We start from the raw sequence: 23,796 nt of genomic DNA, 5'->3' as shown, positions 1-23,796 counted from the left end.
TTAGGTAATCCGGATTTCGGGAATCCAAGGGAACGGTGTCAGGAGCACTTCCGATTGTGGCATAGCATCAGTTCACAAAAATTCGGGCATATTTAGGCGACGGGCTTACCCATTCTTCAGACGAAATAGAAATCCGGCCTTTTAAATCGAACATTTTTAAATCGGCCTTTCGCAATCAGACCTGCCACTAACAAAATAGCATCTATTTAACGGCAAGGTCTGATTGAAAATTCCATATGCCTTAAATTCTGGTCACCTGAAAGACTTTTATTAGAGGTTTTAAAGCGCTTCCCCTAAAAGGAGTTTAGGTGCTCCGTCAGTAATTCCGGCAGCTTCCTGAATGAAATAATTTTTCATTCTCGGCATCCGTTCGACCAGACCGAGACCGACATCGCGCAACAAGCGTATTGGCGAAATATCATTGGAAAACAAGCGGTTGAGTACGTCTGTTGTTATCCCCATACGCACTGTCTCGAATCTGCGCCAAGCCTGATAGCGTTCCAGTCCCACGATTGAACCAATATCGAGTCCGAGACGGGCAGTTTCAACAATGATTTGAGCCAGTGCTGCAACATCCCTAAACCCAAGATTTAAACCCTGCCCAGAAATGGGATGAATGCCGTGGGCCGCATCACCGGCAAGTGCAAAACGTGGCTTCACAAAACTTCTTGCGAGCGTAAGCCCGAACGGAAAAGCACGCCTGTCGCCGACAAGTTTCAAAGCACCGAGATGGTGTCCGAAACGGGCTTCGAGTTCGGCTTCAAAAACAATATCATCGGCAGCCATAAGCCTTTTTGCATCGTTTTCGCGTTCGTTCCAGACAAGCGAAGAGCGATTGCCTTTCAGCGGCAAAATAGCGAAAGGACCGGCGGGAAGAAAATGTTCTTCGGCACGTCCATTGTGTGGCCGTTCATGTTCGACAGTACAAACAATGCCCATTTGTCCATAAGGCCAATAAACGGTTTTAATATCGGCAATATCACGGAGTTTTGAGCGCACGCCATCGGCTGCGACAAGAAGACGGCTTTGCAATGTTTTCCCATTGCTCAAATCAATGAGCATTTCGTTGCCATTATTGGTAAAATTATCGACACTCAGCTCTTCCAGAACAGCTATTTCCAATTCTTCAGCACGGCGGTGGAGTGATGCATTCAGATATTTGTTCTCGACCATATAGGCAAATGGTTCACCGGGTGCGACATTGCCTTCAAAGGTAAGGAAAACCGGCCTTACAGGATCACTATTGCGTGAGTCCGTAATAATCATGTCATTGATCGGTTGTGATAATGGTTCTATCTCATCCCAACATTGAAGCTGTCGAAGCATACGAATGGCAGCTGCAGCAATTGCCGAAGCACGCGGGTCGGTTTTCCAGCTATCCTTTGGGGCGGCGTCAATTACCGCGATTTTTAGGGAAGGAACAGCCTGTTTGATAGCAACAGCCAGTGAAAGACCGACATAGGCACCTCCCGCAATGACGAGATCCAGAATTTTATCGGTGGGGGTTGCCGAAGAAGACATATAGCTTCCTTTCGTAAATATGTATGAGCTTAATGGTTGTTGACAATCATCAGCTTTCCTGTTTCACCTAATCGGTTTCGTTCAACCATTTAGGTGAATATGGCTCATGTCCGATCGACTTCAACATCTGTTATCCATACTGGATTTAGAAAAAATTGACCAGAATTTGTTTCGTGGTCAAAGTGGAAATTCACGCTGGCAACGCGTTTTTGGCGGCCACGTTATCGCGCAAGCATTGGTTGCTGCCCATCGCAGTGTCGCGCCGGACAGGTTTATCCATTCGCTTCATGCCTATTTTATTCGCCCCGGTGACCCGGATCGTCCAATTATTTACGAAGCCGAGCCGCTACGTGACGGAAGAAGTTTTTCTGTTCGGCGTGTGGTTGCCAAGCAGAATGGCGTTGCCATTCTTTCGTTTTCAGCTTCTTTCCAGATTGATGAACCGGGACTTGATTATCAACGCCCGATGCCAGAAAATTTGCCGGAACCGGAAATATTGAGTGGCGACCAGGCCATCGATCAGGCTATTCTTGAATCGGCACCGGAAACCATCCGCAATTATTGGAATCAGCAACGTCCGTTTTTAATTCGCCCGATTGATCTTGAAGATTATCTCAATCGCGACAAACACCGGCCGATACAACGCTGCTGGTTCAAACTTAACGGAAAAGTCGACAGTACAAGAAGTCTCAATTCTGCTCTTCTTGCTTATCTTTCCGACATGACGTTGCTTGATACGTCGCTGATCGTTCATGGATTATCCATTTTTACCCCCGGTCTTATTCCGGCAAGTCTTGACCATTCTATGTGGTTCCACCGTCCTTTCAGCCTTGATGACTGGATGCTTTATGATATTGAAAGCCCTAACACCAACGGGGCACGCGGTTTGGCTCAGGGTTATATTTACACACGCGACGGAAAATTGATTGCAAGTGTCGCACAAGAAGGGCTTATCCGCCTTGTGGAGCCAAAATCATAAAAGATAAAAGACGGGTGTAACAGCTATTAAACTATAAGCAAAGAGGCCGGTTTCATTTGTGTTCTTTGAACCGGCCATTGATTGTTCCGGTCGTGAAAGAACAGATTTCCGTTGTGGTTTCTCGACCTTATCCATTTGCGATACGGGGTGTGAAATTCCGGCCGTTAAAGCCGGTTTGCCGGTGCGGCATTATATTCCGGTATTATTTTATTGAATGGCAATATTTTAGCGAATGATATTGCCAAAAATAATGGCAGCTTCTAAAGCCGCCATTCCGAAATGTTTTTTTAAAAAAAGCTGTTTTATCGACTTCAACAAGGCGGCTTTTCCCCCCCCCACAACTTTTCAATCCGGAAGATCGGGCAAATTGCATATTCTATCAGGTTTAAAACCTGAAACAGCTTCCACTATTTTTTGCTAAATATTTTGGCTTGACCGGAGCAACCATTGCTCTCGTCTTTTCGGTGTCTTTCTTCCCGACGAACCGTCAAATCCCGAATTTTTTACGGTCTCTACCCCAATTGGCATGAGTCTTGAATAGCTTTATCGCGTGTCCGGAAATTTTCAGATTATTTCTGGTCGAAACCAAGCCGAGGAGAAGACAAGCCATGAAATACATTTCTGCTATTATAAAGCCATTCAAGCTCGACGATGTGAAAGATGCACTTTTGAATATGGGTATTGATGGACTTACCATCACCGAAGTCAAAGGATATGGACGCCAGAAAGGCCATACCGAAATCTACCGCGGAGCCGAATATGCAATCAGTTTTCTGCCTAAAATAAAGATCGAAGTTGCCGTTCCGGCAGATCAACTTGATCGTGTATTGGAAGTCATTACGGAAGCAGCCCGCACCGGACAAATCGGAGACGGGAAGATATTCGTTTGGTCACTTGATCGAACCTTGCGCATAAGAACCGGCGAAACCGATGAAAATGCACTTTAGATGACGATAAATCGGAAGCAAGTTGCCTAAAAAATATGCAAAATAATAAAATGATTATCATATGTGCGTTTTTTCACGCATAAATAACGGTTCAAAGCAATTGGCATGAAACTTGTTAGATATTGAAATAACCGAACGTGGTGCACGTTCTTTTCCAAATGGAGAGGTTTTATGGCGAGTTTAAAAAAATTGGTTCCAATGGCGGTCGGTGCATTTGCGTTAATCGGAGCGGATGCAGCTTTCGCACAGGAAGTAGAAACGGTGACTGAAGTTGTCACCGAAATTCCGGCAAAGATAGATTCTGGCGATACGGCATGGATGCTGGTTTCAACTGCATTTGTTCTGCTCATGACAATACCGGGTCTTGCACTTTTTTACGGCGGCATGGTGCGTAAGAAAAATGTTCTTTCAACAATGATGCAGAGCTTTGCAATATGCTGTCTTGTCAGCGTGATCTGGTTTGTTGTGGGCTATTCCTTCGCTTTTTCCGGAAAAAATCCATATTATGGCGATTTTTCACTCTTGTTCTTGAAGGGCATTTCGATTGATGACCTTAACGGAACATTTCCGACCTATCTTTGGGTTACTTTCCAGATGGCCTTTGCCATTATCACACCGGCATTGATTACCGGCGCATTCGCCGAGCGAATGAAGTTTTCTGCAATGCTGTGGTTTATGGGATTGTGGTCGATTTTGGTATATGCGCCAATTTGCCATTGGGTCTGGGGCGGCGGCTTTCTCGGAAAAGATGGTGTCCTCGACTTTGCCGGTGGTACAGTCATTCACGTTAACGCCGGTGTCGCCGGTTTGATTACGGCTCTTGTTCTTGGCAGACGGCAGGGTTATCGCACGGTCAATATGGCACCGCACAATCTTACTCTTTCTATGATTGGTGCTTCATTATTGTGGATTGGCTGGTTCGGTTTCAATGCCGGTTCTGCGGGTGCTGCAAACAAAGTTGCAGCCGTTGCAATGTTGAATACGCAAATTGCCACTGCTGCCGGTGCTTTATGCTGGATGATAGCGGAGTGGGCAGTATCCAAAAAGCCTTCGGTTCTGGGAATTATTTCAGGTGCAGTTGCCGGACTTGTTGCCATTACGCCGGCGGCCGGTTTTGTCGAACCGGGCGGTGCTATCATTATCGGCGTCATTGCCGGACCGGTTTGCTATTTTGCTGCAGTATTCGTCAAACGTGCATTGGGATATGACGATTCGCTCGATGCTTTCGGTGTCCATGGTGTTGGTGGCATTATAGGAGCGCTGCTCACAGGCTATTTTGCTTCCGATATTTTCTTTACCGATCCGGAAGCCTATGCAAAAGTTTCAGTGCTCAATCAGGGTTTCGGTCTTATCGTGGCGATGATCTATACTGCAATTGTAACCACGATTATTCTTTACGTGGTCAAAGCTGTCATCGGTTTGCGCCCGACCAAACAACAGGAAATCGAAGGATTGGATATTTCCCTTCACGGCGAAACAATCCAGTAGAATTTTCTTAAAAACAACCCGAACTTTTGGCCCGCTTCAAAAAGCGGGCTTTTTATTTTGCCTGTCGTTTTTTCGATTGGTTAATAGCCCGTTAACTCTCTCGTTTTATAGTCACGTTTAAAAATTATCTTTCGGTCGTTTTCGGGTTTTCAGGTTAGGTTATGCGTCAGGAATCATCCCCTTTTGATTTAACCACAGATGGAGCTTATCAAAGCCCGCATCTGGTGGAGATGTTTTCCCGACAGATCGGATCTTTTATCGGCATCGGCATATTGATTTTAATCGGGCTTGCGGCGGCGGCTCTCGCAACATGGAATGTTGCCGACCCCTGTTTGAGTTATGCCAATGACAATCCGGTTACAAATATCATGGGATGGCCGGGTGCCGTCTTTGCCGATATTGCTATGCAATTTTTCGGGCTTGCAAGTGTCGCGGCTCTCCTTCCCCCATTTTTCTGGGCAGTACTTCTTATTGCCCAAAAAGATATAGGAAGGCTCGTACACCGTATATTTTTCTGGTTGATTTCCGCTTTCTGTTTTGCAGGCGTTATCGCTCTGGTTCCGCCTTTCGCACATTGGCCGATGCCTATCGGGCTTGGGGGTGTTTTTGGCGATAAAATTCTGAATTTTGCCTATCTGTTTTTAGGATCGCTTCCGGCTGTTGTTTCAACCTCGATTATTGCTGCGGTTTTAGGGCCTTTGGCATTCTGGACGGCAGCCATCGCGGGAGGCGTTGTCGGGCGTCGTAATCGCAAGAAAAAAGCAAAATCCAGACGCAAACAGGAAAACCGCCTGCAAATGGGCGAAGATGACGAACCGGCTCGCGCCTCGTTAATGGTGACGGTTCTTGGCGGAACGATGCACCTGTTCTATTTGCTCAGGGCTGAAATCGGCCGGTTGTTTCATCGCAAGGAGCCTATGTTTCCCCCTGTGCCGAATAATTTTGGCAATGGCTCTTCGTCAAGAGGCCGGATTGAACCGGATTTTTCCGCGCCCGATAGCGAACCGGACGAAATGCCATGGTCTGATCCGGAAGAAGAAGCCGCTGTTCCGCCTGAAGCCAAACGCAAAACGAAGTTGCATCAGGCAAACGGGTTTGAATTGCCAAATGTCGACTTTTTAGCCGAACCGGAACTAATCGACAAAAGTGACCTCCTCACGCCCGAAGCTTTGAAAGAACGAGCCGGTCAATTGGAAAGCGTATTGGAAGATTTCGGTGTCAAAGGGCAGATTATCAATGCGCGTTCGGGGCCGGTTGTGACCCTCTATGAATTTGAACCGGCACCGGGCATAAAATCGTCACGCATCATCGGATTGGCCGATGATATTGCCCGTTCGATGAGTGCCATATCGTCGCGCGTTGCTGTTGTGCCGGGGCGCAATGTCATCGGCATTGAATTACCTAACCCGAAGCGCCAGATCGTTTACTTGCGTGAAATCATTGCAACACGTGATTTTTATGAAAACAAAGCCAAACTCGGTCTTGCTCTCGGCAAGACAATCGGTGGTGAAGCAGTGATTGCCGACCTTGCCAAAATGCCGCATTTGCTGGTCGCCGGTACGACCGGTTCCGGTAAGTCGGTGGCAATCAATACGATGATCCTTTCGCTTCTTTACCGGATGACACCGGAACAATGCCGGATGATTATGGTTGATCCGAAAATGCTGGAATTATCAGTTTATGACGGAATCCCGCATCTTTTGACTCCGGTCGTCACCGATCCCAAAAAAGCCGTTGTTGCGCTGAAATGGGCGGTTCGTGAAATGGAAGAACGCTATCGCAAGATGGCTAAAGTCGGCGTCAGGAATATTGACGGTTTTAATGAACGGGTGAGAGAAGCCGAACGTAAAGGCGAGCAACTTTCGCGCACAGTCCAGACCGGCTTCGATCACGAAACGGGAGAGCCGATTTATGAGACTGAAACGCTTGATCTTGCAACCATGCCTTATATTGTCGTTATTATAGACGAGATGGCTGATTTGATGATGGTTGCGGGCAAGGATATTGAAGGCGCTGTCCAGCGTCTGGCACAAATGGCACGCGCTGCCGGTATTCATGTTATCATGGCAACGCAACGTCCATCGGTCGATGTTATCACCGGTACAATCAAGGCCAATTTCCCGACGCGTATTTCGTTTCAGGTTACTTCAAAGATTGATAGCCGTACCATTCTTGGCGAACAGGGTGCAGAACATCTGCTGGGGCAAGGCGACATGCTTTTCATGATGGGGGGCGGGCGTATCCAACGCGTTCACGGGCCTTTTGTCGGGGATGAGGAAGTTGAACAAATCGTCCAGCACCTCAAAACACAAGGGGCTCCAGACTATCTTGATGCCGTCACAGAAGAAAGTGACGATGACAGTGATGATGGCGTTTCCGGCGGCACAAGTCATTTCGAGGATTCGCAAGATCCTTACGATCAGGCGGTTGCAGTCGTTTTGAGAGATCGTCGCGTATCAACCTCTTATATCCAACGCCGGCTTGGCATCGGTTATAATCGCGCCGCTACAATCGTCGAGCGGATGGAAGAAGAGGGCTTGATAAGCCCTGCCAATCACGCCGGAAAGCGCGAAATTCTGGTTCCTGAAGAGGGTGAACATTTTTAAAATATTTGTTTTAAGTTGCGGGCGCGTTGCCGCTCGTCGCCAATGTCATAGTGACGCCACAGGTTACTGCAAGAATAAATGCAGGAGATAATGAATGACAAAAACATGCGCATCCACTTTCAAAGTTTTTTATACTGCTATTGCTCTTGCAACAGCCGCAGTCACGACGGCTACTATCATGACACCGCCAGCTTTTGCCCAGAACACCAATTTGGCTGCCCATGCACAGGATATTGCAAATCATTTTGCTGCAATCCAGACAATGACCGGTGATTTTATACAATTCAGCCCGAAAGGCGAAATGACGGAAGGAACATTTTATCTCGAAAGACCCGGTAAAATTCGCTTCAGTTATAAAAATTCGCCGGTGCGCGTGATTACAGATGGCAAATCGGTAGCGATCAATAACCGTAAACTTGATACATGGGATCTTTACCAATTGTCGCAGACGCCCATGAAAATGTTGCTCGATACAAAAATTGATCTGTCAGATGGCAAATTATTGAGTGTCAGTCAGGATCAAGGGTCAACGACAATTATTCTTGCCGATAAGACATTGGGCAAAGGGCAAATTCGTATGATTTTTGATTCCAAAACTTATGAACTTTTGCAATGGACTATTGTCGACAAACAAAATCTTGAGACAACAGTACAGATTACCAATGTTCGTAAAGGCGTCAGGTTTGCCAAAGGAATGTTCGATATTCCCTATCAAAGAATTTCTATGAAAAGGAACTGAAATTAACTTTGAAAAGTTAAAGCCGGACAGTCAAAATATATAACCTGATTTTATAAGTCTTATTATAATTTGGTTAAAAAAGTACATATCCATTCTACAAAAATACAGAATAAAAATTAATTAAAATTAATTATAAACAATTTTTTAATTAGATTTTTTGAATATTGCACTATGAATTTGATAAATATAGTTTTGAATTATTTTTGTTATATTGATTCATTAAAAATAAGACCTGATATTTATTTATTAAAAGTCTTACCTGTTTTGAAAAGTCGCTCCCTATCACGGAAATAATTTTCCGGAATGGCCGGAATTCATGGCTTACTTCCGGTCAAGAAAATTCAGGAAACAATATGGTTCAGGCTAAAACTGGATTTTATCTCGTTTTGCGCTTAAAGAACCGGTAACCGCATTATTTCTCAATCAAGGTTCAAGTGTAATGAGTTTTTCAATTGCTACATGGAATATCAATTCGGTTCGTTTGCGTTTGCCTCTTGTGCTTCAACTTTTGCAAAAGGAAAAGCCGGATGTTTTGTGTTTGCAGGAAACCAAATGTCCCGATGATAAATTCCCGTATAAGGCCTTGCGTGCGGCAGGTTATGAACATATCGCTGTTCATGGGCAAAAAGGCTATCACGGTGTGGCAACCTTATCGTTGCGGCCATTCGAGGAAGTCGAGAAAAAGGAATTCTGTAACAAGCATGATTGCCGGCATGTTGCTGTCGTCATAAAGGCTGGTGACAAACATATCCGTATACATAATTTCTACGTTCCGGCAGGCGGGGATGAACCGGATCCGGAAATCAATCCCAAATTCCGTCATAAGCTTGATTTTCTGGAAGAGATGAAAGCCGTCAAAGCCGACATGGGCGACGGGCTTTCAAGCATTCTTGTAGGCGACCTCAATATAGCACCTTATGAAAATGATGTGTGGTCACATAAACAACTCTTGAAAATTGTCAGTCATACGCCGATAGAGACAAAAACATTGATTGAACTTTGTTCTCAAGGCGGTTGGGTTGACTTGATGCGCAAGAAAATTCCCGAACCGGAAAAAATTTTTACATGGTGGAGCTATCGGGCCAAGGATTGGGCGACGTCCAATCGCGGGCGCAGACTGGATCATATCTGGTCATCGCCGGATCTTGTACCACATATGCAGGAAATGGAAATTTTGACCGAGGCTAGAGGAATGGAGAAACCGTCCGATCATGTGCCGGTTATCATGCGTTTCGACCTTGCTTGAAAAAACGGGAATTGTTTCTATAAAGTCCATTGATTTGGTTGAACATGAACAAAATTTCACGAGATTTTCGTTTCTGTTTATGAAATAAGAAGCGCGGGAAAAACGTTTTTTGGCTGTATGGTTTTTTGATCGGAGCAGAAAAATAATGCGCAAATGCCGTTTGAAAACTGTCGGCCGATCAGCTCTTTTACTGGTTATTCTTGCCGGAGGGGCAATGCTTTCTGGCTGTCTTGTTGGCCCTGACTATCAAAAGCCTGTTTTCAAACTTGATGCCAAGTGGAGTTCCGATTCCCGTGAAACACCTTCATCACCGCCGGAACTGGCAAACTGGTGGCAAAGGTTCAATGATCCGTTGCTTGATAAACTTGTGACGGATGCCATTGCCGGTAACAATGATGTCCAGTCGGCAAAAGCAAAAGTTCGCGAAGCAAGAGCAAGCTTGTGGCAGACGACCGGCACATTATTGCCAAGTATCGACGGCTCGGCTTCTGCCAATCGCAATAAATCTGCAGGCGGGCCTGAGCGCAGCCAGTATCGTGGCGGTCTTGATTCAAGTTGGGAAATTGATCTTTTCGGCGCCAACCGGCGGGCCGTCGAGGCTGCAAAATATGGGCTTGATGGCGCCAAAGAAGATATGCGTGCGACAATGCTGACCCTGATTGGAGATGTTGCAACCAATTATGCGGAAATACGCGGGCTACAACAACAAATAGCACTGGCTCAACGCACGGCAATTGCCCAACGGCGCACCGCACAATTGACGAAAGATAAATTTGCCGCCGGTGCGGTTTCCCAACTTGATGTCTCGAACGCCGAAGGGCAGGCTGCCACCACCGAAGCCGGTATTCCGCAAATGCAGGCCAATCTTGCAACAACAATCCACCGTTTATCGGTTCTGACAGGCCAAAGCCCGACAGCCCTTAATGATGTCATGGCAAAAGCGGATAAAATCCCTGAACCGAAATGGCCGATTCCGGCAGGCGTTCCGGCCGATATATTATTGACGCGTCCGGATGTTCGTCTGGCCGAGCGGCAATATGCGCAAGCAACTGCTCGTATCGGCCAGAAGGAAGCCGACCGTTATCCTTCATTGACATTGACCGGCAATATTTCAACGGCTGCAACCCAGCCGGGTGAACTTGGAAAAAGTTCTTCGATCAGTTGGTCGGCAGGTCCGGGTGTCAGCATACCGATTTTTGAAGGCGGGCAGAGAATGGCTGCTGTAGAGGTTGCCCGTGCACAACGCGACCAATCGTTTATCAATTATCGAAGCAGCGTGTTGACGGCATTGGAAGATGTCGAAAATGCACTCGTATCCATGAGCAAGGAAAAACAACGCTCGGCTAAACTTGCCATTGCCGCCAATTCCTATGCCAAAGCATTGAGTTTATCCCGCTCGCTTTATCAAAGCGGCAATACCAGTTTTCTTGAACTGTTGAATGCAGAACGTTCCCATTATTCATCCGAACAGTCGCTGATTGAAAGCCGCGTTTCGATTACCAAGGACTATATTTCGCTCATGAAAGCATTGGGTGGCGGATGGAATGGTGCGGTTGACGATAAAAAACCTGAAATTGTTGACGGCTATACAGGTCCTCACATCAGAAAAGTTGAAGCAGAGAGCAAAACGCGATGAAAGCAAAAAAAACAGTCACCATTATTATTGCTGTGATTGCACTGATCGTGCTTTTGATATTTATCCATTCGGTATTTTTCACCACGGCTGCGCCGACTTACATGACATCCAAAGTCAAAAGGGGAGATATTGAAGTCAGCGTTCTTGCTAATGGCACGATAAAACCGCACCGTCTTGTCGCTGTGGGTGCACGCGCGACGGGTCGTATTATTTCTTTGAAAGTAAAACCGGGCAGTGTTGTCAAAGAAGGCGATCTGCTTGCCGAAATCGATCCGACAACGCAGACAAACGATTTGAAAAGCAAGGAAGCAGCGCTTGCCAATTATCGTGGCAAACTTGCCGAGCAGGAAGCGCAACTCGTTCTTGCCAAACAGAATATGACCCGCCAGCAAACGATGATTTCGTCCCATGCGGTTTCCAAAGCCGATTTCGATGATGCCGATGCGCAAGTCAAAATCCGTGCGGCACAGATCGACCAGTTGAAAGCCCAGATTGTGCAAGCGGAAGTCGATGTCGAGACAGCCAAAGTCAATCTCGGTTATACACGCGTAACAGCACCGTCCGATGGTACAGTTCTCGCCACTGTTGTTCAGGAAGGGCAAAACGTCAATGCTGTCCAGTCGGCTCCGACGATTGTTATTCTCGGCGATTTGTCGGTGATGACGGTACGCGCGGAAATATCCGAAGCCGATGTTATCAATGTCAAACCCGGTCAGGACCTTTATTTCAATGTTCTGGGTAATCGCAAGCGACACTATGAAAGCCGCTTGGAAAAAATCGAACCGGCACCGGAATCCATCCGCAATGACATCAGTTTCAATTCGTCGTCGACTGCTTCATCGAGTTCGTCAACGTCACAGGCCATCTATTATAATGGCACATTCAATGTGCCGAATGATGATGGTGTTTTGCGCACTTATATGACTGCGGAAGTCCATATTATTCTGGGGCGCGCTCAAAAAGTGCTGCTTATACCGAGTGACGCGTTGAATGATGTTTCGGGCAACAAAGCTGTGGTCAATATTCTTGACAAGAATGGCAAGGTCGAAGCCCGCGACATTGAAACCGGATTGAATAATAAAGTCATGGTCGAGGTGGTTTCCGGACTTGAAGAAGGCGAAACCGTTGTAACCGGAGTGAGCAACGGCACTATGCCTTCTACATCCGGAAGCCGTCATCGTGTGGGGCCATTCTAAACTATGGAAAACACTCACAAAGATGCGGTCATTGTGCTTAAAGACGTTATCCGCGAATTTCCCGCGGGCGAAACCAATGTACGTGTCTTGAAAGGAATTGATCTCACCATCCATAGGGGCGAGATGGTGGCAATCGTTGGCGCATCGGGTTCGGGAAAATCGACCTTGATGAATATTCTCGGCTGTCTCGACCGGCCAAGTTCGGGAAGCTACAAGGTTTCGGGCAAAGAAACATCGCAACTTTCTGCTGACGAACTTTCTGCGCTCCGGCGCGATCATTTCGGTTTTATTTTCCAGCGTTACCATTTGCTGGGGGAATTGACAGCACTCGATAATGTGGAAATTCCGGCGATCTATGCGGGGCGTTCCCCCGCCGAACGGGAAAAGCGCGCAACAGCGCTATTGGAACGTCTCGGTATGGGCGAGCGCATTACCCACCGCCCCGGACAACTTTCCGGCGGCCAGCAACAACGCGTGTCTATTGCCCGCGCATTGATGAATAATGGCGAAGTTATCCTTGCCGATGAGCCGACAGGCGCACTTGACAGCCATAGCGGCGAAGAAGTGTTGCGTATTCTGGAGGAAATTCACGCAGAAGGGCGCACGATCATTATCGTAACACACGATATGTCGGTGGCCAAAAAAGCCGAACGGATTATTGAAATCAGCGACGGAGAGATTTTGTCGGATAAACCGAACCAGCCGACAGAAGTAGCCACCGGTCATGCCGACGAAGTTGCAACAGAAGTTGTCAGCAACAAAAAAATCGGACTCTTGAGATCATTTCTTGACCGATTCCATGAAGCTTTCCGCATGGCCTTGTTGTCAATGAATGCGCATCGTATGCGGACATTTTTGACGATGCTCGGTGTTATTATCGGAATTGCCGCCGTGGTTTCCATGGTTGCTTTGGGAAATGGCACACAAAAACAGATTCTTGAAAATATCAATAGTCTGGGAAGCAATACATTGAATATCTTTGCCGGAAAGAGCTTTGCCGATATGCGTTCGGGTAAAGTCACGACACTGGTTGATTCCGATGCAATTGCACTTTCCGAACAACCTTATGCCGATGCGGTAACGCCGACTGTTACAACGTCGTCCACTGTCCGCTACGGGTCGATCGAATCGAACGTGACGGTCTATGGCGTAAGTGACCAATATTTCAAGGCACAAGGGGCAAAACTTGTTGAAGGGCGGTTGTTCGATTCGGAAAGTGTGCTTTCGCGTGCCACCGATCTTGTGGTTGAAAAGCAGGCCGTGCCAACGCTTTTTCCCGATAGCCATGAAAGCCCGATAGGCAAGGTGGTTCTGGTGGGAAAAGTTCCCACCCGTATTGTCGGTGTTATCGAGTTGCAGCAAATGGGGCCACCATCCGATACTTTGCAACTTTATTTGCCTTATACCACGGTGCAGACGCGTTTCCTCGGCAATAATACTGTTCGCTCGATTACGTTGAAAGTTGCCGATAATGTTGACTCACGTCTTGCGGAAGAGGCCGTCAAACGCTTCCTCGTCATGCGGCATGGCACAGAAGACTTCTTTATCCGCAATTCGGAAGAATTTCGTGAACAGGTCATTGCAAGCACGCAAGTTCTGACTTTGCTTGTTGCCTCCATCGCTTTGATTTCTCTTCTGGTCGGGGGAATTGGCGTTATGAATATTATGCTCGTCACAGTATCCGAGCGTATCAATGAAATTGGTGTTCGTATGGCAGTGGGCGCGCGACAGAGCGATATTCTCCAACAATTTCTGATCGAATCTGTGCTTGTTTGTCTCATCGGCGGGGCTTTGGGGATTTTATTAGGACTTTCTGTCGGGTGGATTTTTGCAGTAAGCGGTGCGCCGTTTAAACTTGTTTACTCGACAGGTTCGATTATTATAGCGTTCATCTTTTCAACCCTCATTGGCATCGGATTCGGCTTTTTGCCCGCTCGTAATGCTTCAAAACTCGATCCTGTGGCCGCTCTCGCTCGCGATTAGTTTAGCCGATGGGCAATGGATCGGGTTGATAAATATTGGAACTTGAAGGAAGTCAAAAGTGTCAAAAACCACTCCGGCAACCGCCTTTCTCGATCACAATCATATCGCCTACGAGTTCATTACCTATCATTATGATCCACATGCAGACCGCGTGGGGTTGCAGGCTGCCGAAGCAGTCGGAGCAGATCCCGAAACGGTTTTTAAAACGCTGATGGTGAGCGTCGATGGCAAACCCCATGTTGCGGTTTTACCATCCGATCAGGAAGCCAATATGAAAAAGCTTGCTGCCGCTTTCGGTGGAAAACATGCCGAAATGTTGAGTGTTGAAGAAGCTGAAAAGCTCACCGGTTATAAAGTAGGGGGTATATCGCCTTTCGGACAAAGGCGGCATCTGCCTACGGTTTTTGAAGAAACGGCCGAATTGTTCGATAAAATTTATATCAATGGTGGCGGCCGCGGTTTTCAGGTGAAGCTGCGTTCGACAGATGCGATCAATGTCCTTTCAGCAAAAGTTGCCGATTTCAAACGTTGAACAATGACGATAGATTGTCACCGAATATCATTTTGCCAATTGTTGAACATTTAGGCTTAAACGAAAATCGCTTCTATCAGAAATAGGCTCGCAACTCCGCACCGATAAATTTGATATATTCGCTTGCAAGCAGTCGTAATTCACCCAATTGCCTGAGCAGGCTTTGTTCACCGGTTCCCTCGCTGATCGGATAGGCGATAAAGTCGATATCGGGCATCAAGCGATTCAATTCGCGTAAAGAACGCGGCATATGATAATCGTTGGTGACAATATAAACCTTTTGGTAGTGATTTTTTCGGATCCAGTCGGTTGCTTCTTCCGCATTGCCCATTGTATTGATTGCTTCCCGTCCGAGATCCACACAGCATTGAAAGAGTTGCGGGTCGCTGTGGGTCACGCGTATCAAGGCCTGACTGTTGGTTGAAGGATTGACACCGCTGATGAGAAGCCGTCGACCCAATCCCTTGGCAAGCAGGTCAAGACCCGCTTCCATGCGACTTTCGCCGCCAGTCAACACAATTATTCCATCAGCCTCTGGTAAAGGATCGGGTCGGGCAAGACGCGATACTTTTTCGCTGAAATAGAAAAAACCGCTACCGAACAGAATAATACAAACGAGAATAAAAATGCTGACGGGTGGAAGATGTTTGAAAAACCGTCTTTTCCAACGCAACAATTTTATCCGGCTTAAGCTTTTGTGCTCCGGTTCCGGATCGGAAATTTGTGCGTATAAAGTGTATTCGCTCATTGTCAGAACAGATCACTTTCCTTGCGGTCGATGGATTTCAACTGGCTTAGAATTGTCAGGCGGCTTGTGACCATAGTTAACAATGCAACAAAGCCGATTAAAATGAAAATCTTGATATAGCTTGAAAGCCCAAGACTGAAATGTCCGAATAATGCCGAAGCCTGATCGCTTCCGGGTGTTCCGGCAGCAAAACGGGTCCAGAACGAAAAAACGATAAAAATAACGATACTTGTAAAACCGCCCAAAAATGCGCCCTTCAGACCGGTCTTGAAAAAATGGAAGTCGAATTGGCGGGCAATAAAACCGGCTTCGGCACCAATAAAGTAGAGCACTTCGACAATGTGGGCATTGGCTGAAAGAGCACTGCGCGTTGCAAATATGATGGTGAGCGTCAATGCAGAAATGACAAGTGCCAATATGATTACTCCGATAATGATCGTTGCGTGCGCCATTGTAACAAGGCGATTGATCGCATTGCGGTGGTCATCGAAACTGCCACCGGGAATTTGTGTTGCAACGGCATCGCTAATCATACCGAAATCGGCTTTATTGGTATCATCGAGGGTCACGACGACAAGACGTGGAATAGGCAGTTCCTTCAGTTCCAAACCGGTTCCGAGCCAAGGCTCAAGCAAGCGCTCGGTTTGAGCGCGGTCAATGATCTGAGCTGATTTGACGCCCGGAAAACCTTGCACAAGTTCGACAGCATAATTCAGAGTTTTTTCAATATCCAGTCCGTCAGTCGGCCGGATTTGAATTGTTGCTTCGCGTGAAATCTGGTTTTCCCAGTTGTGTGCCGAATAGCCGATCAGGTCAACCCCGCCAATCGACAGGGAAGCAAGCAGTGTCATGATCGCAATGACAACAACAAGCGCTTGCCCTGCGACATCACTCGCCGGAACAATTGACGTTTGTCCGGAAACGTTTCGACCTTGCCACAATTTTCGCGAATTCGGGGATGGGGAAAGCTCAGTCATAGAGTTCGAGCCTTCCGTCATTGAGTATCATCCGGCGAGCATCAATCTGCTCCATCAGGTTGACATCATGGGTGGCGATCACCACAGCGGTTCCCGACCGGTTGAGTTCGATAAACAAGCGCAATAATCTGCGCGCAAGAACAGGGTCGACATTGCCTGTCGGTTCGTCCGCCAGCAATATTTCCGGCTGGTCGATCAATGCGCGGGCAATTGCCACGCGTTGTTTTTCCCCGCCGGAAAGTACAGGGGGCAACACATCCATCCGTTCGCCGAGCCCCACCCATTGAAGAAGTTCTTCGACCTCGGCGCGATAGGTTGCTTCTTCACGCCCCCTCACGCGTAAGGGAAGCGAAACATTTTCATAGGTTGTCATATGATCGAGCAGGCGGAAATCCTGAAAAACGATTCCGATTCGTTGGCGTAATTTCGGCATATCATGCCGTTTTAAAAGCGCGGTATCGTGGCCGAATATATTGATAAGACCGCGTGTCGGTTTTAATGCCAGAAACATCAAACGCAATAATGTGGTTTTACCCGCACCGGAAGGGCCTGTCAAAAACTGGAATGACCCGTGCGGAATATAAAAGCTTATATCACGGAGAACTTCCGGCCCCATGCCATAACGCAAGCCTACATTTTCAAAACGAATCACTGTTAATTAACCTATTCTGCCCGCACAAATATTTATCCGGTTTTTCTTTTTTAAATGTTGGTAACCGCCTTAATGGCAATCTTGATTGATCGTGGAAAGGTATCTTGACCTGACGCCACTCTTTTTCCTATCCTTAACGAATATGGTTAAGTCGCGGTTAAAATTTATTATTGGCAACAGCTTTCTTGGTAGAAGCGTCTGTGTTACCCCGCGGCCATAAATTTTTATATGGATAATAAAATGCCCATAATTGATGGAAAGTCGATCGAAGTTCTTTTTTCGGAAGAAGAGATTGCCAACCGCAACCGTATCATAGCAAATGAAATTGCCGGAAAGAAGCCGGTAAACCTGTTGGTGTTACCGATTTTGAAAGGGTCATTTATTTTTGCTGCCGATCTTATCAGAGAGCTTCATCGCGCCGGTGTCAGTTCGTCTGTGGAATTTATCACAATTTCAAGTTACGGAGCCGGTCAGGAAAGTGGAGAAATAAAGCTTTTGCACGATTTCGATAGCGATATTACGGGGCGTGATGTTCTTTTGATCGACGACATTCTGGAATCGGGAAAGACACTCAAATTCGTGCGGGATCTTTTGAAAACTCGCGGTGCGGGGCGTATTTTTATCGCTGCTTTGCTGGACAAAGCCATGCGGCGCAAAGCCGATATAGAGGCGGATTTTGTCGGTTTTCCTTGTCCCGATCAATTTGTTGTCGGATATGGAATGGATGCCGGCCATGCGTTTCGCCAGTTGCCTTATGTCGGAGTGCTTCAAAAATAGTGATCGCATCGAGAAAATTGAGGCGCTCATACAAAACCGGTGGCTCAAGGAAAAATCTGCCTGATTTTCAAAAGTTCTGGCAGTCAGTGTCTTCTAGTAAACGTTGCAGTCATCTTCCGGTTACGACTTTCGGAATTTCATCGGAAAATCATTTATTTTATGATTCGGATTAAACACACTCTAGCCAATTGTCCGGTTTTAAAGAACCTTCATGCGTAATAATCGGGATTAAAAGGTCGGATTTAAATGCATTTGAAGGCCACAAACCGTTTTTTAAGGCTCGCAAGAATCAATTGTTGTTGAAAGATTGTTGCAGAATAAAAATGGTGAAGTGAGCGAAACATCATTTGAAGAAGTTTCAGACGGCGGAAGCAATGAGGTTGTTATCCTGTTCACCAAGCGATTTTGAAGTTTTACCCGAATAATTGTTGATTTTTATGTGTTCCCTTTATTGAGGAGGGAAATTATCCGGTGTACGGGGCGCTGAAAGCTCGAAGGAAAAACCTTCGGGAGCATAACTCAGATTGGCATGTCCATTAAAACGGGCGGGCAAAAGCCGTGTAATCAATTTGCTACCGAAGCTCAATTTGGTTGGCGCATGAACTGTCGGACCACCTCTTTCGCGCCAGGAAAAATGGAACTCGTTTTTATCAAGTGTCCAGATAATTTCTATAATTCCGGTTTTTGACGAAAGTGCCCCGTATTTGACGGCGTTGGTACTCAATTCATGAAGTGCCAAAGCCATGGAAAGAGCTGTTTGTGGTGATAAGGCAACCGGTGGGCCGGATACAACAAACCGGTTTTTGGTTTTGTCGTGAATATCAAGGCTGCTTTCGACAATTTGTTTGAGGTCGGCACTATTGGTTGCGCCTTGCGTCAAAATATCCTGCGCATGTGCAAGTGCATTCAGCCTCACAGAAAAATCCTGCAAAGCTTTTGTCATTGATGTTGCTTCGGTCAGCGTCTGATTGGCAATGCTTTGCACAATTGCCAAAATATTTTTAACCCGATGGGCAAGCTCGCTGGAAAGAATTGCCTGCTTTTCCTGCGCTTCCCGTCTTTCGGTAATATCTTGCAAAACGCCCAAGATCCGGTGTTTCATAGACTTGCCGACATCTTTAGGTGCGGCTTCTGCCCAATAGCCGATCCAGCGTAATTGTTTGGTATCAGCCCTTTTGATCTGGAACTCCAGATGCGTAATCAGGCTTTCATCCTGCCGTGTTTGCAACATCTGCTTTGCAATTTGTCGTGGACTATCCACGATCACAGAATAAAAGTCATCGAGTGGAAGTTCGGAACTTTCTTTAAAACCGAGTAGCTTCAAAAATTGCGGTGTCGCCTCGATCATATTGCGATCACGATCAATTTCAAATGCGCCAATACCGGCTGCCTGTTGAGCCAGTCGTAGACGTTCTTCACTCAGACGCAATGATTCGGAATGTAATTGTTCGTCGGTCCGGTCACGGACAATTTTTAAAAAACCTTGTTGTTTTCCATCATCGCTATAAAGAGCTTGCAGGTCACCCGATGCCCAGAAAGTCGTACCGTCTTTTCTTTGGTGGAAACGTTCAACGGCATCAATCCGATGAAGACTCGCCATTTGTTGGCGGGTTTCGGGTAGCTTGTTCAGCCGGTCTTCTTCGGTGAAGAGAATGTCCAGCGGCTGACCGATTACTTCTCCAGGTTTCCAGCCGAACAGTTTTTCTGCACCCGGACTCCAGCTCACAATCAGCCCATTCATATCCGCCGTCAATATTGCATAATCCAAGGCATTGTCGAGAATAAGTTGGTTACGCCACTCCTGTTTTTCAACACGTTTCATCGTGATTACACAGACTCCGTTTCAATAACCCGAAAATACAATCATGTACCTGAAGGTCTTTAGCGTCATCCCGCTTTTCCCATGAAAAATTATATCATTGAATAGCAGCTTTGTTAACTGTTTATCATGCGAGTTTATTTGAAAATCAATGATAAAAATTTAGACAGATAACTTATTAAAGGCTATTTGTCGGTTACCGTCTGAAAGACGCAGTGTATATTCACCGGATAGGTTCTGTCCCCCTTGCAATTTTCAATTCAGCTTCTTCCGGAAAAAATTAATATTTTTTGATTCTTATAGTGTTTATATTTCTATTTTTGATTTTATTTGAAAGTATTGAATTGATAAAACATATATCATTCTTTATTTTTAAAATTCTGTAAATTTAAACAATTTAAATATATATTATGTATAAATATTTTGTTTTTTACAGAATTAAAAATAAATAGGAATTTTATATTATATAGATAACATTTTATATTTTATATAAGAATGAATTCAAATTTTTAGCGCCGGTGCGATTATCATTTTATCAACGATCCGCATAGAGAGTGTATTTGTCGCCAACAAGTTGAAACATGCCAACAAGTTGAAACATGTAAATGTTGTTCAACATCATCATGATTATTGCAACATTGGTAACAATGTTGTCGATGAAACAAATGGCATCAACTTCTCATCGTTTAATAGCGAATGAACGCGATCATTTTTCGCGCAACAATGTAACCCGTCGCCACCGGCAGGCAAAACCTTTGCGTTCTCTCTCATCCGGAAAAGTCCTGATTTGCTTGACATTTAAGCAGTCGATCATCGGGGAAGAGACAATTTATCAGGCTTGAAAATAACATAAAGCGGCCTGAATTCTTATCCTTATATACGGGATTTGTTTTTGCTACGTTTGTTTTATTGCCAAATATAAATAGTGAAACTCTGCTAATATGTTTGACAATAGACCTTACGCATGTTGAGTTTGAAGTTATAAAAAGAAACGGCAGATCAAAGTCCGATCTTGTTCTTTGGTCATTGCACCGCAGACAATTGTGACTGTTTCAAAAGTGGCGTTCTGTAGTGGAAGGATTTGAAAATGGTAACAAAAAAACACGGACGTTATGATTCTTATCTCGAACAGGCACGTAACCTTCCTCCCATTAAAACGGCTATCGTTCATCCCTGTTCAAAAGAAGCAATGCTTGCAGCCATCGAGGCCTGGCAGGAAAAATTTCTGGAACCGGTTCTTGTCGGGCCGGAAGCTAAAATTCGTAATGCCGCAAAAGAAGCCGGTGTTGAAATTGAAGGCTTGGAAATAGTACCGACCGAGCACAGCCACGCTGCAGCCCAGAAAGCGGTTGAAATGGCAGCAGGCGGAAAAGTTCAGGCGCTGATGAAAGGGTCGCTTCACACCGATGAACTTTTGGGCGCTGTGGTAAGCGCACAATCCGGGTTGCGGACAGAGCGTCGTATCAGTCATGTTTATGCAATGGATATTCCTGCTTATCCCAAACCGCTTCTTATTACCGATGCGGCAATCAATATTCGTCCCGATCTTGATGACAAACGCGATATTATCCAGAATGCGGTTGATCTCATGCGCATTCTGGGGCTTGAAAAACCTCTGGTAGCCGTGCTTGCTGCGGTGGAAACGGTCAATTCAAAAATGCCCGCTACACTTGACGCGGCAGCTTTGACTGTTATGTCGATGCGCGGACAAATCACCGGCGCCATTGTTGACGGGCCGTTGGCATTCGACAATGCAATCAATTTGAAGGCCGCCGAAATAAAGGGCATTGTTTCACCTGTGGCCGGTAAAGCCGATATTCTTCTGGTGCCGGATCTTGAAGCAGGAAATATGCTTGCAAAACAATTGATGTATTTTGCCGATGCCGGTGCGGCCGGACTGGTTCTCGGTGCGCGTGTTCCCATTATTCTTACCAGCCGATCGGATAAAGTGGCCGTGCGGCTTGCGTCTGCAGCACTTGCAAAAATCATGGTCGAGCGGCGGTTCAAGTTGGAGAAGGCGCATCATGAATAACCGGATCATAACGTTCAATTCCGGCTCTTCATCCTTGAAGGTGGGGCTTTATGAAAATAATAATGGCCACGCGGAACAATTGGGTAAAGGTTCTATTGATCTCAGGCGCAATTGCTTTTCTTTTCGTATTGAAAAAACCGGCGAACAAATAGCGGCTTCACCGCTTCCTGAAAAAGCCGATGACAAAGAAATGCTCGGCCGTGTTTTCGGTTGGCTGACCGAAAGAATGGACATCGGAGATATTAAAGCGGTCGGTCACAGGATTGTTCATGGGGCCGATATTTTCAGGGATGCCTGCATCGTTAATGATAAGACACTTGATTATATGGAATCACTTATTCCGCTTGCACCGCTTCATCAACCGGCAAATCTCCGGCTGATTTATCTTGTTAAAAAACTTTATCCCTCACTTATGCAAACGGCCTCTTTCGATACGGCCTTTCATCAGGGGCAGAGTGACAGGGTGAGACGTTTCGCCATTCCCCGCATTCTGCATAACCGCGGCATCAAGAAATATGGTTTCCATGGGCTTTCCTACCACTATATTTCGGAACAACTGCCAAAATTGCCAAAAGATGTCAGAATAAAAAATGTCGTTGTGGCACATCTTGGAAGCGGTGCCAGTCTTTGCGCATTGAAAAATCAACAAAGTGCCGAAACGACCATGAGTTTTACAACGCTTGACGGTGTGCCTATGGCAACGCGTTGTGGGGCGTTGGATGCGGGGGTTCTCATCCATCTCTTGCGTAACAAGCGTCATAGTGTCAGTGACATGGAATATATGCTTTACCATTCGAGCGGCCTGCTCGGTATGTCCGGTATCAGCGCCGATTGTCGTGATCTGGTGGCGTCGAAATTGGAACAGGCAAAACAGGCTCTTGATGTTTTTACCTTGCGTATTGCGCAGGAAATCGCGCGTTTGGCAGTAACTTTGGAAGGGTTGGATACAATTATTTTCACCGCCGGTATTGGTGAACACCAACCTGAAATTCGCGAAGCGGTTTTGGAACAATTGCGATGGATGGGCATCGAGATTGACTATCAAGCCAATAATGCCAATCAATCACGGCTAACAACGCTTGATAGCCCTATTGCCGCCTTCATAATTCCCACGGATGAGGAACAACGCATTGCCGACGATGCAGCCCGCCTTATGACGGAAAATGGAAAAAAGTGACACCGATTTTTCGGTATAACGTTTTTTTTGAAGCACGACTCCGGTCGCTATGTGTGTTTGATGTGTTGAACAACAAAACAATTATTCAAAACCGGACATAGGCTGTTTTAAATCGTGATGGTTTTGTTCAATTTCAGACAACACCGTCAATTTCAGACATAAGCGTAAATTCCAGATATAATCTTCAATTTTAAACATGGTCTTCGATTTCGGATATAACCGGCAATGTCGAAGATTGAATTGCGCGCATGAAACGGTGCTGGCGTTACAGGCTTTTTGTGCATTTTATAATTTTCGATTTTTTTTAAAATTGAACCGGATCGACCAGTTCACGGGGGTCATTTCCGGATGATGGTTTCATGAAAATCAATAAGCGAATTTGCAACCGCCCATGCACTTCATATCTTTTTGAAATTATAAGCGTGACTATTTCGCAGGCTCTGCATTCTGTCATGAATTTTGCGCATTTATGACCGGTTTGGTCGTTGATTGCAAGTTATGTTGCAATACACATCGGCTGCCAATGCGCCAGAGAATACAATATGCCAGAGAATACAATGCGGGAAAGGGAATACAATTTGCGTAAATGATATTATGTGCGCAAGCGATACAATGAAGGAGATATGCAAGTGCAAGCGCCACAGGCGATACAATGCGCGCGATACTCAAGTGCGTTTAACCGCCGCCACGGGCGAAAAAAAGCGATGCTATTCAGCCAATTCGTGCGCCCGTGAGCGATTG

The 23,796-nt window shown here is 46.1% G+C and carries 18 protein-coding genes and 1 pseudogene; 14 read left to right on the top strand and 5 right to left on the bottom strand.

Annotation, left to right across the window (positions count from 1 at the left end; all coding sequences use genetic code 11):
* Positions 1-279 precede the first annotated feature (279 nt).
* Positions 280-1,521 carry a ubiquinone biosynthesis hydroxylase gene (locus GQS64_RS00770; protein ID WP_077994137.1) on the bottom strand — a complete coding sequence of 414 codons (1,242 nt, stop codon included), beginning with the start codon at positions 1,519-1,521 and terminating at the stop codon, positions 280-282.
* A 106-nt stretch (positions 1,522-1,627) separates the two neighbouring features.
* Here GQS64_RS00770 and GQS64_RS00765 point away from each other — a divergent pair, with 106 nt between their 5' ends.
* From GQS64_RS00765 to ybaK, 10 genes are all read left to right on the top strand, one after another.
* Entirely contained in the window at positions 1,628-2,500 is an 873-nt protein-coding gene (locus GQS64_RS00765; protein WP_077994135.1) for an acyl-CoA thioesterase, read from the top strand.
* 608 nt (positions 2,501-3,108) lie between these two features.
* Positions 3,109-3,447 carry a P-II family nitrogen regulator gene (locus GQS64_RS00760; protein WP_198230334.1) on the top strand — a complete coding sequence of 113 codons (339 nt, stop codon included), beginning with the start codon at positions 3,109-3,111 and terminating at the stop codon, positions 3,445-3,447.
* A gap of 318 nt (positions 3,448-3,765) precedes the next feature.
* A complete protein-coding gene (locus GQS64_RS00755; protein ID WP_246798496.1) occupies positions 3,766-4,935 on the top strand; it encodes an ammonium transporter in 1,170 nt (389 codons plus the stop codon).
* A gap of 161 nt (positions 4,936-5,096) precedes the next feature.
* Entirely contained in the window at positions 5,097-7,541 is a 2,445-nt protein-coding gene (locus GQS64_RS00750; RefSeq protein ID WP_198230333.1) for an FtsK/SpoIIIE family DNA translocase, read from the top strand.
* Positions 7,542-7,719: 178 nt separating this feature from the next.
* Positions 7,720-8,280 (top strand): outer-membrane lipoprotein carrier protein LolA, encoded by a 561-nt coding sequence (locus GQS64_RS00745; RefSeq protein ID WP_225868200.1) that lies wholly within the window; start codon positions 7,720-7,722, stop codon positions 8,278-8,280.
* Positions 8,281-8,719: 439 nt separating this feature from the next.
* Entirely contained in the window at positions 8,720-9,526 is an 807-nt protein-coding gene (locus tag GQS64_RS00740; RefSeq protein WP_198230332.1) for an exodeoxyribonuclease III, read from the top strand.
* Between the two features lie 145 nt (positions 9,527-9,671).
* A complete protein-coding gene (locus GQS64_RS00735; RefSeq protein ID WP_198230331.1) occupies positions 9,672-11,162 on the top strand; it encodes an efflux transporter outer membrane subunit in 1,491 nt (496 codons plus the stop codon).
* Positions 11,159-12,358 (top strand): efflux RND transporter periplasmic adaptor subunit, encoded by a 1,200-nt coding sequence (locus tag GQS64_RS00730; RefSeq protein ID WP_198230330.1) that lies wholly within the window; start codon positions 11,159-11,161, stop codon positions 12,356-12,358. The genes GQS64_RS00735 and GQS64_RS00730 overlap by 4 nt, the downstream gene beginning before the upstream one ends.
* 3 nt (positions 12,359-12,361) lie before the next feature.
* The gene (locus GQS64_RS00725) at positions 12,362-14,341 is read left to right on the top strand and encodes a MacB family efflux pump subunit (RefSeq protein ID WP_198230329.1); all 1,980 of its coding nucleotides are present in this window, start codon (positions 12,362-12,364) and stop codon (positions 14,339-14,341) included.
* 58 nt (positions 14,342-14,399) lie between these two features.
* Positions 14,400-14,873, top strand: coding sequence for a Cys-tRNA(Pro) deacylase (ybaK, locus tag GQS64_RS00720; RefSeq protein WP_077994113.1), 474 nt, complete (start codon positions 14,400-14,402; stop codon positions 14,871-14,873).
* Between the two features lie 76 nt (positions 14,874-14,949).
* Here the strand turns inward: ybaK and GQS64_RS00715 are convergent, their stop codons facing one another.
* From GQS64_RS00715 to ftsE, 3 genes are all read right to left on the bottom strand, one after another.
* Positions 14,950-15,546 (bottom strand): YdcF family protein, encoded by a 597-nt coding sequence (locus GQS64_RS00715; RefSeq protein ID WP_225868122.1) that lies wholly within the window; start codon positions 15,544-15,546, stop codon positions 14,950-14,952.
* 77 nt (positions 15,547-15,623) lie between these two features.
* Positions 15,624-16,598 (bottom strand): cell division protein FtsX, encoded by a 975-nt coding sequence (locus tag GQS64_RS00710; protein ID WP_077994111.1) that lies wholly within the window; start codon positions 16,596-16,598, stop codon positions 15,624-15,626.
* Positions 16,591-17,250, bottom strand: coding sequence for a cell division ATP-binding protein FtsE (ftsE, locus tag GQS64_RS00705; RefSeq protein ID WP_077994109.1), 660 nt, complete (start codon positions 17,248-17,250; stop codon positions 16,591-16,593). Before ftsE ends, GQS64_RS00710 begins: the two co-directional genes overlap by 8 nt.
* A 240-nt stretch (positions 17,251-17,490) precedes the next feature.
* On the opposite strand from ftsE, the gene hpt reads away from it, so the two are divergent.
* Positions 17,491-18,027, top strand: a complete 537-nt coding sequence (gene hpt, locus GQS64_RS00700) for a hypoxanthine phosphoribosyltransferase (RefSeq protein ID WP_198230328.1) — start codon at positions 17,491-17,493, stop codon at positions 18,025-18,027.
* A gap of 448 nt (positions 18,028-18,475) precedes the next feature.
* Here hpt and GQS64_RS00695 read toward each other — a convergent pair whose 3' ends face one another.
* The gene (locus GQS64_RS00695) at positions 18,476-19,849 is read right to left on the bottom strand and encodes a sensor histidine kinase (protein ID WP_077994107.1); all 1,374 of its coding nucleotides are present in this window, start codon (positions 19,847-19,849) and stop codon (positions 18,476-18,478) included.
* 602 nt (positions 19,850-20,451) lie between these two features.
* Here GQS64_RS00695 and GQS64_RS00690 point away from each other — a divergent pair.
* From GQS64_RS00690 to GQS64_RS00680, 3 genes and pseudogenes are all read left to right on the top strand, one after another.
* Positions 20,452-20,688 (top strand): hypothetical protein, encoded by a 237-nt coding sequence (locus tag GQS64_RS00690; RefSeq protein WP_198230327.1) that lies wholly within the window; start codon positions 20,452-20,454, stop codon positions 20,686-20,688.
* A gap of 257 nt (positions 20,689-20,945) precedes the next feature.
* Positions 20,946-21,878: pseudogene (locus GQS64_RS00685) on the top strand (bifunctional enoyl-CoA hydratase/phosphate acetyltransferase); the annotation flags it as partial.
* Positions 21,871-23,055 carry an acetate/propionate family kinase gene (locus GQS64_RS00680; RefSeq protein WP_198230326.1) on the top strand — a complete coding sequence of 395 codons (1,185 nt, stop codon included), beginning with the start codon at positions 21,871-21,873 and terminating at the stop codon, positions 23,053-23,055. The pseudogene GQS64_RS00685 and the gene GQS64_RS00680, both read left to right, overlap by 8 nt.
* The last annotated feature ends 741 nt before the right edge of the window (positions 23,056-23,796 follow it).

The sequence above is a fragment of the Bartonella sp. P0282 genome, assembly GCF_048452985.1.
Classification (GTDB): domain Bacteria; phylum Pseudomonadota; class Alphaproteobacteria; order Rhizobiales; family Rhizobiaceae; genus Bartonella; species Bartonella choladocola.
This window is presented reverse-complemented; position numbering and strand designations above follow the sequence as displayed.